This window comes from Streptomyces sp. NPDC088747 (genome assembly GCF_044751025.1).
In the GTDB taxonomy this organism is placed as follows: domain Bacteria; phylum Actinomycetota; class Actinomycetes; order Streptomycetales; family Streptomycetaceae; genus Streptomyces.
Genome location: NZ_JBIVKZ010000004.1, coordinates 507531 through 523256, shown reverse-complemented (window position 1 = coordinate 523256; position 15726 = coordinate 507531). Strand labels below are relative to the sequence as shown.

16 protein-coding genes and 2 pseudogenes are annotated in these 15726 nt (G+C 69.8%); 17 read left to right on the top strand and 1 reads right to left on the bottom strand.

Features of this window, described 5'->3' with window-relative positions; all coding sequences use genetic code 11:
- Positions 1-633: 633 nt before the first annotated feature.
- The 14 genes from ACIP79_RS13090 to ACIP79_RS13025 are packed head-to-tail and all read left to right on the top strand — an operon-like array spanning position 634 to position 14199.
- Entirely contained in the window at positions 634-1644 is a 1011-nt protein-coding gene (locus tag ACIP79_RS13090; RefSeq protein WP_387178243.1) for an ABC transporter ATP-binding protein, read from the top strand.
- 26 nt (positions 1645-1670) lie between these two features.
- Complete coding sequence (locus ACIP79_RS13085) at positions 1671-2402, top strand: ABC transporter permease (protein WP_081224556.1); 732 nt, start codon at positions 1671-1673, stop codon at positions 2400-2402.
- Between the two features lie 6 nt (positions 2403-2408).
- Entirely contained in the window at positions 2409-3215 is an 807-nt protein-coding gene (locus tag ACIP79_RS13080) for an ABC transporter permease (RefSeq protein ID WP_081224135.1), read from the top strand.
- A gap of 1 nt (position 3216) precedes the next feature.
- The gene (locus tag ACIP79_RS13075; protein WP_401222618.1) at positions 3217-4527 is read left to right on the top strand and encodes an MCE family protein; all 1311 of its coding nucleotides are present in this window, start codon (positions 3217-3219) and stop codon (positions 4525-4527) included.
- A complete protein-coding gene (locus ACIP79_RS13070; protein WP_401222617.1) occupies positions 4524-5579 on the top strand; it encodes an MCE family protein in 1056 nt (351 codons plus the stop codon). The genes ACIP79_RS13075 and ACIP79_RS13070 overlap by 4 nt, the downstream gene beginning before the upstream one ends.
- Entirely contained in the window at positions 5576-6667 is a 1092-nt protein-coding gene (locus tag ACIP79_RS13065) for an MCE family protein (protein ID WP_401222615.1), read from the top strand. Before ACIP79_RS13070 ends, ACIP79_RS13065 begins: the two co-directional genes overlap by 4 nt.
- Entirely contained in the window at positions 6667-7686 is a 1020-nt protein-coding gene (locus ACIP79_RS13060; RefSeq protein ID WP_401222613.1) for an MCE family protein, read from the top strand. The genes ACIP79_RS13065 and ACIP79_RS13060 overlap by 1 nt, the downstream gene beginning before the upstream one ends.
- A complete protein-coding gene (locus tag ACIP79_RS13055; protein ID WP_401222745.1) occupies positions 7686-8936 on the top strand; it encodes an MCE family protein in 1251 nt (416 codons plus the stop codon). Before ACIP79_RS13060 ends, ACIP79_RS13055 begins: the two co-directional genes overlap by 1 nt.
- Positions 8933-10231: an MCE family protein gene (locus ACIP79_RS13050; protein ID WP_401222611.1), complete on the top strand. Its 1299-nt coding sequence runs from the start codon at positions 8933-8935 to the stop codon at positions 10229-10231. Before ACIP79_RS13055 ends, ACIP79_RS13050 begins: the two co-directional genes overlap by 4 nt.
- Positions 10228-10767: a hypothetical protein gene (locus tag ACIP79_RS13045; protein WP_401222609.1), complete on the top strand. Its 540-nt coding sequence runs from the start codon at positions 10228-10230 to the stop codon at positions 10765-10767. Before ACIP79_RS13050 ends, ACIP79_RS13045 begins: the two co-directional genes overlap by 4 nt.
- Positions 10764-11486 (top strand): hypothetical protein, encoded by a 723-nt coding sequence (locus ACIP79_RS13040; RefSeq protein WP_401222608.1) that lies wholly within the window; start codon positions 10764-10766, stop codon positions 11484-11486. The genes ACIP79_RS13045 and ACIP79_RS13040 overlap by 4 nt, the downstream gene beginning before the upstream one ends.
- A 26-nt stretch (positions 11487-11512) precedes the next feature.
- Positions 11513-12052: a hypothetical protein gene (locus ACIP79_RS13035; protein ID WP_401222606.1), complete on the top strand. Its 540-nt coding sequence runs from the start codon at positions 11513-11515 to the stop codon at positions 12050-12052.
- A gap of 47 nt (positions 12053-12099) precedes the next feature.
- A complete protein-coding gene (locus ACIP79_RS13030) occupies positions 12100-12900 on the top strand; it encodes a hypothetical protein (protein ID WP_401222604.1) in 801 nt (266 codons plus the stop codon).
- A 42-nt stretch (positions 12901-12942) separates the two neighbouring features.
- A complete protein-coding gene (locus tag ACIP79_RS13025; RefSeq protein ID WP_401222602.1) occupies positions 12943-14199 on the top strand; it encodes a hypothetical protein in 1257 nt (418 codons plus the stop codon).
- A gap of 59 nt (positions 14200-14258) precedes the next feature.
- On the opposite strand, the pseudogene ACIP79_RS13020 reads toward ACIP79_RS13025, so the two are convergent.
- A pseudogene (locus ACIP79_RS13020) lies at positions 14259-14435 on the bottom strand (pirin family protein); the annotation flags it as partial.
- 83 nt (positions 14436-14518) lie between these two features.
- Between ACIP79_RS13020 and ACIP79_RS13015 the strand changes: the two are divergent.
- From ACIP79_RS13015 to ACIP79_RS13005, 3 genes and pseudogenes are all read left to right on the top strand, one after another.
- Positions 14519-14968: a hypothetical protein gene (locus tag ACIP79_RS13015; protein WP_401222600.1), complete on the top strand. Its 450-nt coding sequence runs from the start codon at positions 14519-14521 to the stop codon at positions 14966-14968.
- An 18-nt stretch (positions 14969-14986) separates the two neighbouring features.
- Positions 14987-15457: a hypothetical protein gene (locus ACIP79_RS13010; protein WP_401222598.1), complete on the top strand. Its 471-nt coding sequence runs from the start codon at positions 14987-14989 to the stop codon at positions 15455-15457.
- A pseudogene (locus ACIP79_RS13005) lies at positions 15403-15555 on the top strand (transposase); the annotation flags it as partial. The gene ACIP79_RS13010 and the pseudogene ACIP79_RS13005, both read left to right, overlap by 55 nt.
- Between the last annotated feature and the right edge of the window lie 171 nt (positions 15556-15726).

Sequence of the window (15726 nt, the reverse complement as noted above, 5' to 3'; positions counted from 1 at the left end):
TTCGACGTTACTTGCGAGAAACATAGCTGAACAATGGCGCAGCCCATGATTCTTTTGGCTCTTTTCCGGACTGTTTCCCAGGTGAGCGGTCCGCCGTCGGCCTTAGTCATCCGATGCCAAATCCCGGCAGCATCCTAATCGTTGGCGTAGGGGTCCCGCATGACATCACCACAAGCCGCTCCCGGTGCGGCGGAACCCGTGGATTGCGCACCGAGTGACAATGTTTCGGCCGCTCTTTGTCTCCTGGCACACACAAAGGGTTTGGCCGAAGCCCGCCGTTCCAAAAACTCGGCGACTGGTATTGCCCGGCCAGGTTACTGGGCCGTAATGTTCCGGTGCGCAGCTGCGGTCCAGGTCGGCGCCCCTGCCGGCCGGACTCACCACAGGCGGTTTCGGTCTCACCCTCCTTCGAGGCCGGATCCCCGGTCAGCAGGGCCTCTTACAGCCGACCCCCCGGAGGTACGAGGCCCTGCTATCTCCGCGGAGACAAGATCCGATCCGGCTTTTGTCTCCGCGGTGACAAAGTCGGGGAGCGCCCCCGAGAGCGGGTTCCCTACCCATTGTCAACGAACGACAGAACCACCTAGCGTGCGCCACACGGTGCACACGCGAACCGCGCCTGCTGGAGGTGAAATGGGCATCGAAGTCGTGGTCGAGGGACTGACCAAGTCTTTCGGCCGGCAGAACATCTGGCAGGACGTGACGCTGACTTTGCCGGCAGGAGAAGTCAGCGTCATGCTCGGTCCGTCCGGCACTGGAAAGACTGTTTTCCTGAAGTCGCTCATAGGGCTGCTCAAACCCGATAGGGGACGTGTCCTCATCGACGGAGTGGACATGGCGAACAGTCGGGAACACGAGATATACGAGACCCGGAAAATGTTCGGGCTCATGTTCCAGGACGGCGCTCTGTTCGGCTCCATGTCGTTGTTCGACAACATCGCCTTTCCGCTGCGCGAACACACGCGTAAGAAGGAGTCGGAGATCCGCCGCATCGTCATGGAGCGGATCGAGGTTGTCGGCCTGCTGGGTGCCGAGGGCAAGCTGCCCGGCGAGATCAGCGGTGGCATGCGCAAGCGCGCGGGGCTCGCCCGTGCGCTGGTGCTCGACCCGCAGATCATCCTGTGCGACGAGCCGGACTCCGGCCTGGACCCGGTCCGTACCGCCTATCTGTCACAGCTGCTCATCGACCTGAACGCGCAGATCGACGCGACGATGCTGATCGTCACCCACAACCTCGACATCGCCGCGACCGTGCCCGACAACATGGGGATGCTCTTCCGGCGCGAGCTGGTCACGTTCGGCCCTCGCGAGGTGCTGCTGACCAGCGAGGAGCCGGTGGTGGCGCAGTTCCTGCGCGGTCGCCGCGAGGGCCCGATCGGCATGTCCGAGGAGAAGGACGCCGCGACGCTGGCCGCCGAGGCCGCCGCGACCCGGCGCCCGGAGCAACCCCGCGAGATCGTGCCCCAGTTGGAGCCCTCTCCCGGTCTCCCCCAGCGACGTGCCGTTGCCCGTCGGCGCGAGCGGGTGCTCGGCATGCTGGACCGGCTGCCACCGGCCGCCCGGTCCGCAATCGAGCGCACCTACGCGACGAACGGCTCCAACGCCTCCACCGTCCCGATCCCCGTCTCGGGGGGCGGCGCGTGAACGCTGCGCTGCGCCAGACCGGACTGATGTTCGCGCTGGCCGCCGAAGTGTGCCGGGCCGCGTTCCGACGCCCGTTCCAGTTCCGGGAGTTCGTCGAGCAGTTCTGGTTCGTCGCGAGCGTGACCATCCTCCCCTCCGCACTGGTCGCCATCCCGTTCGGTGCCGTGATCGCCCTCCAGGTCGGCTCGCTGACCGAGCAGCTCGGCGCCCAGTCCTTCACCGGCGGCGCCAGTGTGCTGGCCGTCGTCCAGCAGGCCAGTCCGCTGATCGTCGCCCTGCTCATCGCCGGCGCGGGCGGCTCCGCGATCTGCGCCGACCTGGGTTCCCGCAAGATCCGCGAGGAGCTCGACGCGATGGAGGTGATGGGTGTCTCGCCCGTCCAGCGTCTGGTCGTTCCCCGTGTGCTCGCCACCATGGGTGTCGCCGTGCTGCTCAACGGACTGGTCTCGGTGGTCGGCACGCTCGGCGGCTACTTCTTCAACATCGTCCTCCAGGACGGCACACCCGGCGCCTATCTCTCCAGCTTCTCCGCGCTGGCCCAGCTGCCCGACCTGTACATCAGCGAACTCAAGGCCCTCATCTTCGGATTCATCGCCGGCATCGTCGCCGCACAGCGGGGCCTGAACCCGCGCGGCGGGCCGAAGGGCGTCGGCGACGCCGTGAACCAGTCGGTGGTCATCACCTTCATGCTGCTCTTCTTCGTGAACATGGTGCTGACGGGCCTGTACCTGCAGATCGTCCCTCCGAAGGGAGGCTGAGCGCCCGTGGCCTCCCCGCTCGTCTGGCTCGACCGCTCCGGCGACCAACTCATCTTCTACGCCAAGACCTTGTTGTGGATCCCGCGCACCCTGCGCCGGTACCTCAAGGAGGTGCTCCGCCTGCTCGCCGAGGTCGCCTTCGGCTCCGGCGGACTCGGTGTCATCGGCGGCACCGTCGGCGTGATGGTCGCTATGACCGCGTTCACCGGCACCGTCGTCGGCCTCCAGGGCTACGCCGCCCTGGACCAGATCGGCACCGCGGCGTTCACCGGTTTCGTCTCCGCGTACTTCAACACCCGTGAGATCGCGCCCCTGGTGGCGGGGCTCGCCCTGTCCGCCACGGTCGGCGCGGGCTTCACGGCGCAGCTCGGCGCGATGCGCATCAACGAGGAGGTCGACGCGCTGGAGGGCATGGGCATCCGCTCCAAGCCCTACCTGGTCAGCACCCGTGTCATCGCCGGGGTGATCGCCATCATCCCGTTGTACGCCGTCGGGCTGCTCACCTCCTACCTGGCCTCCCGGTACGTCACCGTGCTCTTCAACGGACAGTCCCGGGGCACGTACGACCACTACTTCAACCTGTTCCTCTCCCCCACGGACGTCCTGCTGTCGGTGCTGAAGGTGCTGCTGTTCAGCGTGATGGTGATCCTCGCGCACTGCTACTACGGCTACCGGGCCGCCGGCGGCCCCGCGGGAGTCGGTGTCGCCGTCGGACGGTCGGTGCGCCACGCCATCGTGCTGATCAGCGTGACCGACTTCTTCCTGTCGCTGGCGCTGTGGGGCGCCACCACAACCGTGAAGGTGGCGGGCTGAGATGAGCGCGGTTCTGCTCCCCGAGGAGCGACGCCAGACCCCTCCGCCGCCGCCCGAGCGGCGCCGAGGAAGCTCGTCCACCTTGGTACGGCGTTCGGCCGGTCTGGCCTTCCCGGTGGTGACCGCCCTGCTGATCTACGGCACGATCGCCGTCTACGACAAGAAGTTCGTGGACTCCGACCCGATCACGGTGGAGACCGGCAGCGTCGGCAACGAGATGCACCGGGGCGCCGAGGTGAAGCTGCGCGGCGTGGTCGTGGGCGAGGTCCGCGAGATCAGCTCCGCCGGGAACGGCGCCCGGCTCAGCATCTCTCTGCGGCCCGGCGTCCTGCACGACATCCCCTCGGACGTGCGCGCGCAGATGCTGCCGACCACCCTGTTCGGCGAACGCTACGTCGCCCTCGTACCGCCCGCCGCGCCCTCCTCGACGTCACTGGCCAAGGGCGCCGTCATCCGGCAGGACCGCTCGGCCAACGCCGTCGAGCTCCAGCAGGTGCTCGACGACGTCCTGCCGATGCTCACCGCGGTCCGGCCGGCCGAGCTGTCGCAGACCCTGTCGGCCGTCTCCCAGGCGCTGGAGGGACGCGGCGAGAAGCTCGGCGCCACGCTGAGCAAGCTCGACCGGCATCTGGCCCGGTTCAATCCCCAACTTCCCACCCTCAACAGGGATCTCAAGGAACTCGTGAAAGTGAGCCACGTGTACGCCGACGCGGCGCCCGACATCCTCACGGCGCTCACCGACTTCACCACCACCAGCGGGACGCTCGCCGAGAAGGAGGGCGACCTGTCGCGGACCTTCGGCGCGACGACGCGCACCGCCGAGGACGTGACCGGTTTCCTGCGGCAGAACAAGGACAACATCATCCGGCTCTCCGCGACGTCCCGCCCCACACTGCGGCTGCTGGCCGAGTACTCCTCGGAGTTCCCCTGCACGCTGCGCACGCTCGCCGAGTTCGTCCCCGCGATGGACAAGGCACTCGGCAAGGGAACCGACCGGCCGGGGCTGCACGTGGACGTGACCACCGACACCAGCCGCGGCGCCTACACCGCGGGCGACGACACGCCGGTCTACAACTCCGGTGGCGGTCCCAAGTGCTACCCGGTGCCGTATCTGGGCACGGGTGCCCGCCCCGCGACCACGGTGTCCGCCGGCGTCGAGCAGGATCTCGGTCCGGCCAACTCCCCGCAGGAGAACGCGCTGGTGAACGAGTTGATCGCGCCCGCCGCCGGGAAGCGGGCCGACGAGTTGCCCGACTGGAGCAGCCTGCTGGTCGGTCCCGCGCTGCGCGGGACGGAGGTGACACTGAGGTGACCCCCTCCGACGCGCACATCCGGCGCCGCCCCCTGACCGGGCCGCTGCTGAAGTCGCTGATCTTCATCGTGGTCACCGCGCTGGCCACCACGATCCTCGGGTACAGCGTCGCCGGTACCGGGGTCGGCTCCTCGGGCCGTACGTACCGGGCGCTGTTCAGCGACGTCACCGGACTCATCGACGGCGACAGCGTCCGTATCTCCGGCGTCAAGGTCGGCGAGGTCACCGGCGTGCGCGTCGTCGACCGCCGCACCGCGCAGGTCACGTTCACGGTGAACGAGGACCGGACGATGCCCCGCTCGACGACAGCGGCGGTGAAGTACCTCAACATGGTCGGCCAGCGGTATCTGTCGCTCGACCGCGGCACGGGCGGCCTGTCCGGGACTCTCGCGGCGAACTCGACGATCCCGCTGGACCGCACCACGCCCGCGCTCGACCTGACCCTGCTCTTCAACGGGTTCAAGCCGCTGTTCGAGGGGCTGTCCCCGAAGGACGTCAACGAACTGGCCGGCTCCATCGTCCAGGTGCTCCAGGGCGAGGGCGGCACGGTCGACAGCCTGATGCGGCACATCGGCTCCCTCAGCGGCACCGTCGCCGCCAAGGACAAGGTGATCGGCTCGGTCGTCACCAACCTGAACACCGTCCTGAAGACCCTCAACGACCGCGAGGACTCCTTCGACGACCTCGTCGTGACCCTCGAAGAGCTCGTCTCCGGCTTCAACGACGACCGCAAGCCGCTGGGCGAGGCCGTCACCGCCGTGGGATCGCTGACCACGGTCACCGCCGATCTGCTGGAGGACGGCCGCGCACCCCTCAAGGAGGACATCGCGCAACTCGGGCGGCTCTCCGACAACCTCGGCGACGGCACCCCGCAGATCGAGAACTTCCTCGACCGCACCCCGGCCAAGCTGACGACGCTGTCCCGGCTGGCGTCGTACGGGTCCTGGTTCAACCTCTACCTGTGCGAGGCGAAGGTGACCGGCGTGCGGACCTCCGACGGCTCGAAGCCGCCCACCGGGATCCCCGTCACCGAGTCGAGGTGCGGCTCATGACGGCGTCCGTGCACGGCCGCCGGCCCGCCCGACGCGCGCCCCGGTTCAAGCCCGTGAAGGAACGCGACCCGGTGGCCGTGGCTCTCGTCGGGCTCTCCGCTCTGACCGTCGTCGGCCTCCTGGCCTACAACGTGCAGGCACTGCCGTTCATCGGCTCCGGCACCACGTACAGCGCCGACTTCAGCGAGGCGGCCGGTCTCAGGGACGGTGACGAGGTGCGGATCGCCGGCGTGAAGGTCGGCGAGGTCACCGGCGTCTCGCTCGACGGCCCGAAGGTGAAGGTGACCTTCGCGGTGAAGGACGCCTGGATCGGGGACCGCACGACCGCCGCCATCGCCATCAAGACTCTGCTGGGCGACAAGTACGTGGCCCTCGACCCGCTCGGCGGGGTCCGCCAGAGTCCCGGCGTGCGGATTCCGCTGTCCCGCACCACCTCCCCGTACGACGTCACCCAGGCGTTCCAGGATCTCGGCGGGACCATCGACGACATCGACACGAAGCAGCTCGCGGCGAGTTTCGAGACGATCTCGGAGACGTTCGCCGACTCACCCTCGCACGTCCGCACGGCCGCGACCGGTCTCTCGGCGCTGTCGAAGACGGTGTCCAAGCGGGACCAGAAGCTGGCGGACCTGCTCAAGGGGACCAGCAAGTTCACGAAGACGCTCAAGGACCAGAAGTCGAGCTTCGAGACGCTCATCGACGACGGCGGCCCGCTGCTGGGCGAACTCACCGACCGGCGCGACGCCATCAAGGCGCTGCTGACCGGCAGCCGCAAGCTCGGCAGGGAGTTGAGCGGTCTCGTCGGGGACAACGACAAGCAACTGGGCCCCACCCTCAAGGCGCTGAGCCGGGTGACCGGAGTGCTGGAGGCCAACAACGAGCAGCTCGACAGGACGCTGGCGCTCGTCGGCCCCTACTACCGGCTCGTCGGCAACACGCTGGGCAGCGGGCACTGGTTCGACAGCTACCTGTGCGGGGTCGTCCCGCCGGAGTACCTGCCCGAGGCATCCCGGCCGAAGTCGGGCTGCGTGCCGCCACGGACGACGGGCGCCGGGCAGTCAGCCACGGCCACGGAAGGCGGCCGGTGATGAGCAGGCGCAGAACACTCCTCGCGGCCGGTGCGGCCCTCGTGGTGCTGGCCGGTGGCATCACGGCCACCGCGCTGGCCGACAACTCGGACGGCATCCGGCTGACCGCCTACTTCGACCGGGCCGTCGGTGTGTACGCCGGGTCCGACCTGCGCATCCTGGGGGTTCGGGTCGGTGAGGTGGAGTCCGTGCAGCCGCAGGGCACCAAGGTGCGGGTGCGGCTGGCGCTCGACGAGGGCATCCGCCTGCCCGTGAACGCGCGCGCCGTCGTCGTCGCGCCCAGCGTCGTCGCCGACCGGTACATCCAACTGACCCCGGCCTACGGTTCCGGACCCCGCCTCGGCGACGGCGCCGTGCTCAGCGCGGCCCGCAACCGCACTCCGATGGAGATCGACCAGCTCTACGACCAGATCACCGAGCTGAGCCGGACACTCGGGCCGGACGGTGTGAACTCCGAAGGGGCCCTGAACAAGCTGCTCGCCACCGGCGCCGCCAACCTGGACGGCAACGGCGCCGCGATCGGCGACACCGTCGAACAGTTCGGCAAGGCGGCCAGGACCCTGGACGGCAGCAGCGACGACCTGTTCACCACGCTGAGCCGGCTCCAGTCCTTCACGTCCATGCTCAAGAAGAAGGACACCGGCGTCCGCACCGCGCAGGAACGCCTGGACGAGATCGTCGGCTTCTTCGCCGACAACAAGGACGACCTGGCCGGCGCGCTGAAGGAACTCGGCATCGCCCTCAGCCAGGTCAAGACCTTCATCGAGGACAACCGGGGCGAGCTGAAGAAGAACGTGGACAAGCTCGTGCCCATCACCCAGACGCTGGTGAGGCAACGGGCGTCCCTGGCGGAGGCCCTGGACGTGGCACCGCTCGCCGCGGACAACCTGGTGGGCGCCTACGACCCGGACACGCGCCGGCTCAACGGGCGCGCCGACCTCAACGAGATCAGCGTCCTGCCGCTGCCGGTCGCCGGTGACAGCGCGGCATCGACCTCGGAGGGGGACGGCGGCCGATGATGCGCAGGAAGGAGCGGGAAAGTTCGGCGGAGGTCAGCCGCGGCGCGACCAGCACGGGCGTCGCCATCGGTTCGAGCCTGCGCGGCGCGATCGCCGTCGGTCTCGGCCTCGTCCTGACCGTGGGGGCCGCGGTGGTGGTGCTGCCCGGCTTCGACGGCATCGAGGACGTGCCCCTGCCCGGCGGCGCCGACCTGGGCTCGCACCCGTACCGCGTCACCGCGAACCTGGACGACGTGCTGAGCCTGGTCCCACAGGCCGCGGTGAAGGTCAACGACGTCGCCGTCGGACGTGTGACCGGGATCCAGCTGAACGAGAACTGGTCGGCGCGCGTCACCCTGGAGATCAACGGGTCGGTGCGCCTGCCGGCGAACGCCGGTGCCCGGCTGGAACAGTCCAGCCTGCTCGGCGAGAAGTACATCCAGCTCGTGGCACCGTCGAGGTCCAGCGGTACGGGGCGACTCGCCGACGGCAGCGTCATCCCTGCCTCCCGCACCAACCGCAACACGGAGGTCGAGGAGGTGTTCGGCGCTCTGTCCCTGCTGCTCAACGGCGGCGGCGTCAACCAGCTGAAGACCATCACCACCGAGCTGAACTCGGCGCTCGGAGGCCGTGAACCCCAGATCCGGTCGACGCTGAAGCGGGTCGACACCCTGGTGACCGAGCTGGACAAGCACCGCGGCGACATCACCGACGCACTCGACGCCGTCAACCGGCTCGCGTCCACGCTGGCCACGCGCAAGGAGGACGTCAGCACCGTGCTGACCGACCTCTCCCCCGGCCTCAAGACGCTGGAGGACCAGCGCGGCTCCCTGCTGACCATGCTGCGCTCGCTCGACACGCTGTCCGACACCGCCGTCTCCACCGTCAACGCGAGCAAGGACGACATGATCGCCGATCTCAAGGCCATCGCCCCCAGCCTCAAGGCACTGGCCGACGCGGGGACCGATCTGCCCGACTCACTTCAGGTCCTGCTGACGTACCCGTTCACCGACGAGGTGCTCAGCGGCGTCAAGGGCGACTACCTGAACGTGTATCTGACGATGGCCGCACCCGAGGGCACGACAATCATCCCGCCGCTGATCCCGGCGCAGTCGTCGCCCTCGCCGACGCCGTCCCCCACGACCGACCCGCCCGACGCGTCGGGCGAGCGTTCTTCGCGCGAGGCGTCGTCGTTGCCGCTGCCGTCGGTCAGCACCGTGGAGTCGGGCGCGGCCGGACCGAAGGCGACCGCCGGAGGTGAGGACCGGTGATCACCCGGGCCGTCTGGCTCAAGAACGTCGCCTTTGTCGCGCTGTCGGTCACCGTGCTGTGGTTCCTCGGCGTCCGGTATGCCGACCTCGGCCGGTACGTCGGGGCCGCCGACTACTACACGGTGGATGTCGAACTCCCGTCGACGGGCGGCCTGTTCACGCACTCCGACGTCACCTACCGGGGTGTGTCGGTGGGCAGGGTCGGGCCGTTGAAACTGACCGATGACGGAGTGGTGGCGCAGCTGCGCATCAAGAAGTCCGCGCCCCGGATCCCCTCCGACACCAAGGCCGTCGTGGCGAGCCTGTCAGCTGTCGGGGAGCAGTACATCGACCTGCGGCCGGACAGCGACGGCGGGCCCTATCTCGCCGACGGCTCCCACGTGGACCGCGCGGACACCCAGGTTCCGGCGCCGGTCACGGACGTCCTCACCAGCGTCGACGACCTCGTCGCGTCCGTGCCGCTGGACGATCTGAAGACCGTGGTGGACGAGTTCGGCAAGGCGTTCGAGGGCCGGGGCGACGACCTGCAGGTTCTGCTGGACAGCAGTTCCTCGTTCGTCGACGCCGCCGACGACGCCCTGCCCGCCACGACGCGGCTGATCACGGACTCGGAGACGGTCCTGCGGACCCAGGCCGAAGAAGGCGACGCGATCAGGGACTTCGGGTCGGGGGCGGTCGAGCTGGCCCGCGCCCTGAAGGGTTCGGACACCGACCTGCGTCGCCTGCTGGCGACCGCTCCGGATGCCACGGCCCAGGTCAGCGGACTGCTGCGGGACGTCGATCCGAGTCTCGGCGTGGTGCTGGCGAACCTTCTGACCACCTCGGAGGTCGCCGTCACACGCCAGCGCGGTGTCGAGGAACTCCTGGTGAAGTACCCGGCGGCCGTCTCGGCCGGTGCCACGGCTGTCGACGGTGGGAAGGTCGACCTCGGTCTGGCGCTGACCTTCTTCGAGCCGCTGCCCTGCACCGAGGGCTACGGCGCCACCCGCTACCGCAACGGGCTCGACCTGGGGACGGCGCCCGCACTGAACACCGGTGCGTCCTGCACCGCGTCCGCGTCGAGCGGCGTCGGCGTCCGTGGCTCGGCGAACGCTCCGAGCGGAGGCGGCGTCCCGACACCGGCCCGTCCCGGTTCGCTGCCGTCGGGGTCCTCGCCGGCCTCCGGAACGGCTCAGGGCACATCGCGGCAGACCTCCGCGGCACTCCCCGGGGCTCTGGCTCTGCCCGGCGCCGGCGGCAGCTCACCGACCGGTATGGCAGGGCTGTTGGGTCTCGACGCGGGGAGCGACCGATGAGGCGGGCGGACGTGCTGACCGGCGTGGGGCTGGCCCTGGCGCTCGGTTTCTGCGGCACAGGGGCGTGGACGTACGCGCAGGCCCGGGGCGACGACTCGCTCGCCTACGGACAGGCCCGGGACGCGGCACTCGACGACGGGCGGCACGCTCTGGCCGTACTCAACACACTCGACGCCTCGACGCAGAAGCGTGCCGAACTCGGCGTACGGGCATGGCGGACCGTCGCCACGGGGCCCCTGCGCGACGAACTGGGCAGCACCAGAGCGCGGACGGGCCCGTCGGCGCGCGGCGCCGTCACGGAAGCCGCCGTCACGGCACTCGACACCCGGGCGGGCACGGCGAAGCTCATCGCGACGGTACGGGTCGACGTCACGCCCGTCGGGTCGAAGACAGCCACTCCGGAGCGCAAGCGGCTGGAGGCGCTCCTGGCACGCGACGGCGACGGGCAGTGGCGCGTGCGGGCCCTCGGCGCGGTCCCCCGGCGGGACGACGGCACGAGCGCGACTCCATCGCCGAGCACGGGGGCCACCTCGTGAACCGGCTGTGGGGCGGGACGCGGACCACGTCGCGGGGGACCACCGAGCACTCGGCAGACATCCCCGCGGACGAACCCTCGACCGAGCCGGCGCACGCTGCGGAGGACTCACCCGAAGCGGACGCCGAGAGGTCCGCGTCCGACACCGCCGAACGCGGGGTCGGCGACGACGAGGACGACGCCCCCGAGGCGGCCGCCGTTCCCGAGCGTACGGGTCTCACGGCCGGCCGGCGTCGTGTCGGTCTCCTCGTGCTCGCTGTCGTTCTGTTGGTCGCGGGCGCCGGATTCCTGTACGAGGCGCACCAGTTGAGGTCCACGCCGTCCGCCGGGAACCGCGCCCTCACCGACGTCGAGGCGACCAACCGCGTCGCCGGTGACGTCGACAACGCCCTGGCGCGGATCTTCTCGTACACCCCGGAGGGAACAGATGCGACGGAGAAGTCGGCCCGTTCGGTGCTCACCGGACGGGCCGCCCGGCAGTACGGCGAGCTCTTCGACCGGGTCCGGTCGGATCTGGCCGGGCAGGAAGTCGGCCTGACCACGGTCGCGGTACGCACCGGCGTCGTCGAACTGCGCGGCGGGACGGCGAAGCTGCTCGTCTTCCTCGACCAGAACTCACGACGCGGCAACGCGAAGGAGAGCTACGCGGCGGCCCAACTGTCCGTCACAGCCCGGTTCGAGAACGACCGCTGGCGCATCGCCGACATCCAGACCCGCTGACCATCAGCGCTAGACGGGAGCACCTGATGAAGAACCCGGCACGGGCCCTGACGGGACTGCGGGCCCTGTCCGCCGCGGCCCTCGCCCTCGCGCTGGCATCCGCGGGAACCGCCGCGTGGGCCGGCACCGACTGGTACCGGGCCGCGCACGACGACTCCGCCGCCTACGCGGTCCAGCGCGACCAGGCACTGACGGCGGGCGAACAGGCCGTACAGAATCTCAACACCCTCGACCACCGCGAGGTGGACGACGGCCTGGACCTCTGGGAGGCCTCGACCACGGGCGAGCTGCACAGACAACTCGTCGACGGACGCGCCGCGTTCAGCAAGCAGGTGAAGGCCGCCGGGACGGTCACCACGGCCCGCGTGCTGTCCGGCGCCGTCACCGAACTCGACGAACGGGCGGGCCGGGCCCGCGTACTGGTGGCGCTGCGCATCACCGTCCGGGCCCCGAAGGGCAGCAGCGACAAGGACAGCCGCATGCTCGGCGAGCTCACCCGCACGGGCGGCCGGTGGAAACTCAGTGACCTCGGCCAAGCCCCCGTGGGCTCGGCGTTGAGCGACTGAGCCCTCGTCCGTCCCGCCACCGGCCGCACCGAGAGGACCCGCGCACCATGTCGAGCACCCGGCACCACATCAACCACCAGCGCCGCCGCCAGGCCCGCGCCGACCGGCCCGGCGCGGCCGTGGACGCCGGCTCCCTGGCCACCGTCGCGGCGGGCACCGTCACAGAGTCGGAGCCGAGCCCGGCGAACGAGGGGGCGCGCCGATCCATCCGGGTGCCGCGCCGCTCCCCCGCCCCGGCGGACACCGTACGCGGCGAGGACAGCGCGCCGGAGGCGGACGACGCCGCGGACAAGCCCGCGAGGGCTGCTCAGCGTCCGCGGCGCACCCCCGCCGTGGTGGGCGCGCTGTGTGTACTGACGCTGCTGCTCGGCGGGTTCGCGGGGTGGGCGCACGGCCGGGCCGACACGCTGCGGGACAAGCCCGCTCGGCAGAACACCGCTCTCACCGACGTCTCGGCCACGAGCGAGATCAAGGGCCAGACCACGCGGGCGGTGGCCGCGCTCTTCTCGTACGACCACACCCACCCGGCGGCGTTGGACGAGGCCGCCCGCGAACTGCTCACCGGAAAGGCCGTCGCGCAGCACCGCGACCTCTTCGCGGCGGTGCGCGATCGTGCGGATCAGCAGAAGGCCGTGATCACGACGACGGTCACCGACAGCGGCGTGGAGCGGATCGACGGCGACCGGGCCCGGGTCCTCGTCTACGCCGACCAGAGCAGCGTCAGCACCGCTGCCAAGAAGGACAAGGCCGACGACGAGGGCACGTACGCGGGTGCCATGTTCGCCGTGGACGTGGTGCGCCGGGACGGACGGTGGCTGGTCTCCGGCATCGACACCTTCGGTCGCTGACACCGCCCGCCGGCCGGCCTCCCCCATCGACAGGAACTTGACATGTCCGCACTGCGTCTCCGACGTCCGTCCGCCCGGACCCGCCAGGGCCTGCGGACGACCGCGATCACCGTCGCGGCACTGGCGGTCCTCACCGCTTCCCGCGCTCCCGAGGCGGTGAGCGGCGGCACGAAGCACCGCACCGCACCGGCCGCCGATCAGGACGGCCCCGCCTGGACGAATTCCGCGGCGCCCGGGGCCGGCGGCTCGGGTGACGACTCGTACCACACCGAACTCCCGCCGCTGGTCAGCCCGGACCTGCCCGCGTCGGCTCCGCTTCCGGCCGTGTTCCGCGCCCAGTCAGGCATCCCCACGACGGTCCTACGTGCCTACCGGGCGGCCGAGACCTCGGTGTCCCGGACGGATCCCGGCTGCCGTCTGCCCTGGCAACTGCTCGCCGCGATCGGCAAGGTGGAGTCGGGGCACGCCGGGGGCGGTGCCGTCTCGGCCGATGGAACCACGCGTGGGCGGATCGCCGGTCCGGCTCTCAACGGCGTCGGGTTCGCGCTGATCCGTGACAGCGACGGCGGGTCCCTGGACGGGGACGCGGTGTTCGACCGGGCGGTGGGTCCGATGCAGTTCCTTCCGTCGACCTGGCGGAGCTGGGGTGCCGACGGCAACAGCGACGGTGTCAGCGACCCGAACAACGTGTTCGACGCGGCACTGGCCGCCGGGCACTACCTGTGCGCCGGACACCGTGACCTGTCGCGCGCCGGCGACCTCGATGCCGCCGTGCTCAGCTACAACCACTCCGACGCGTATCTGCGGACGGTGCGGCAGTGGTTCGCCTTCTACCGCACGGGCACCCACACGGTGCCCGACGGCAAGGGTGTCGTGCCCCGCAGCCCGGGCGCGGGCGGCAGGACCCCCGTGACCGAACCGGTCGGTGACGACGACTCCGACGGGGGCGGCATCGTCGTCGGTCCCGACCCGTCGGAGTCCGGCAGCCCGACGGCCACACCCGGGCCGTCACACACGCCGTCGCCGTCTCCGTCGCCGTCGGGGAGCGCGACGCCCGACCCGTCCACGACACCGACGCCGCCCGTCGATTCCCCCTCCCCCACGCCCGATCCGACGGACACGGGCGCACCCACCGACCCCGGGGAACCGACACCTCCGACCAACTGCCCGCCGGACACCACGAGCCCCGGCCCTGATCCCTCGACGGATCCGGAACCCGACCCGACCTGCCCGAGCCCCACGCCGTCACCCACCGAGTCGGAATCACCGAAGTCGATGTCAGCCTCGCCTGCACGCTGACGCATCGTCAGGAAGGCCGGCATCGGGCCGGCGGGACCTGTCTTACGGACGGCCCCAGGTCAGCGCACCCGTCCCCGCGCCTTCAGCGGCCCTGGCGGGAGCTCCGGAGCGGGCAGCGGCGCCCCGTCGTACCCCACCACCTCACCGAACCGCGACCCCGCCATCCAGTCCGAACGGGCCTGGGCGATGTCCTCGTTGGTCCGTCCGATGAAGTTCCACCACATAACAAGTGTTTCGCTTCTTTGCGCAGGTCAAAGGCGTCTCAGTCCTCAGCGGGTCAGCAAACCGTCAGCATCGGACCTGAGGAGTCGGCGACACGATGGCGAGCAAGACCCTGGCTCACGGCATGGGCTCATTCTTCAAGGACTGCGATCATGCCCAGTCGAGATGGCCGAGGTGCCCGCACCTCTACAAAATCCAGTTCCGCAACGCCGCTGGGAAGCAGACCGTCGAGTCCGGGTTCAAGACCGACGTTGCGACGATTACGCGTTTGACGGATATCTACCACGCGAAGAAAGCCGCACCCAGCCGCACTGGTAGGGCGGTTCGTGTTGCGAAGTACGGGGCGATGCGGTTTGAGGAGTATGCGAGGGAGTGGCGGGAGAGTCAGCGTCATCTGGAGGGATCGTCTCTGCGGCATCTGGATTCGCTGTCGGAGCACCACATCTTTCCGGCGTTGGGGAGCCGGCGGATGGATGCTTTCGACCACAAGGTGGTGGACGGGTTGATCAAGACGATGGAGCGCAGTGGAGCGGGGTTGGCGACGTAGTCGAATGCGTTCGACAAGGTGAAGTTGATCCTGCTGGATGCCCACCGGCTGGGGCTCTACGACGGCAGTCCGCTGGAGGGTGTGAAGCCTCCGCAGTACAACCCTGCGAAGGCGGTCATCCCGTCGGTGGCACAACTGGCCCAGATACGCGTGGCCGGTGACGACACCTTCCGGCTGATCGCGGATCTGATGAGCGGCTGCGGGCTGCGCAACGGCGAGGCGGCCGCCGTCAATCTCCGCGGCATGGTGGCGCATGACGTGTACCGGATCTCCGAGCAGGTCAACCAGACCAGCGGCCAGTACGCGCCTCAAGCACCGCAACGCCGGCGAGTACCGGGACGTGCCGCTGCCGGCCCGAACCCGGGAGACCGTCGAGTGGTACGCCGAAACACCGCCAGAACCGCGGTTCCCGCGGCGGTCGGCCCGCCGGGTTTGACCGCGGTCGCTACAAGAAGCGCAACAGTGTCGAGCGTGCCATCAACCGTCTGAAAGGCTTCCGCGCCGTCGCCACACGCTACGAGAAACGGGCCTACACCTACCTCGGCACCATCACCCTCGCCGCACTCATCATCTGGCTCCGCACATGATCCTAGAAACAGCGCCTAGGCGCTACCTACTCCTGACCTGCAACGATGGGACTTGTCTAGGGTCCTGTTGGCCGCACGGAAAGAAGCACTCTCCAGATGAGGGGCCAGTCGCTGTGAGCAGGTCTCGCCAGTGGCTGGGCCCACGGTAGGGGTTGCCGGGTTCGGCGGTCA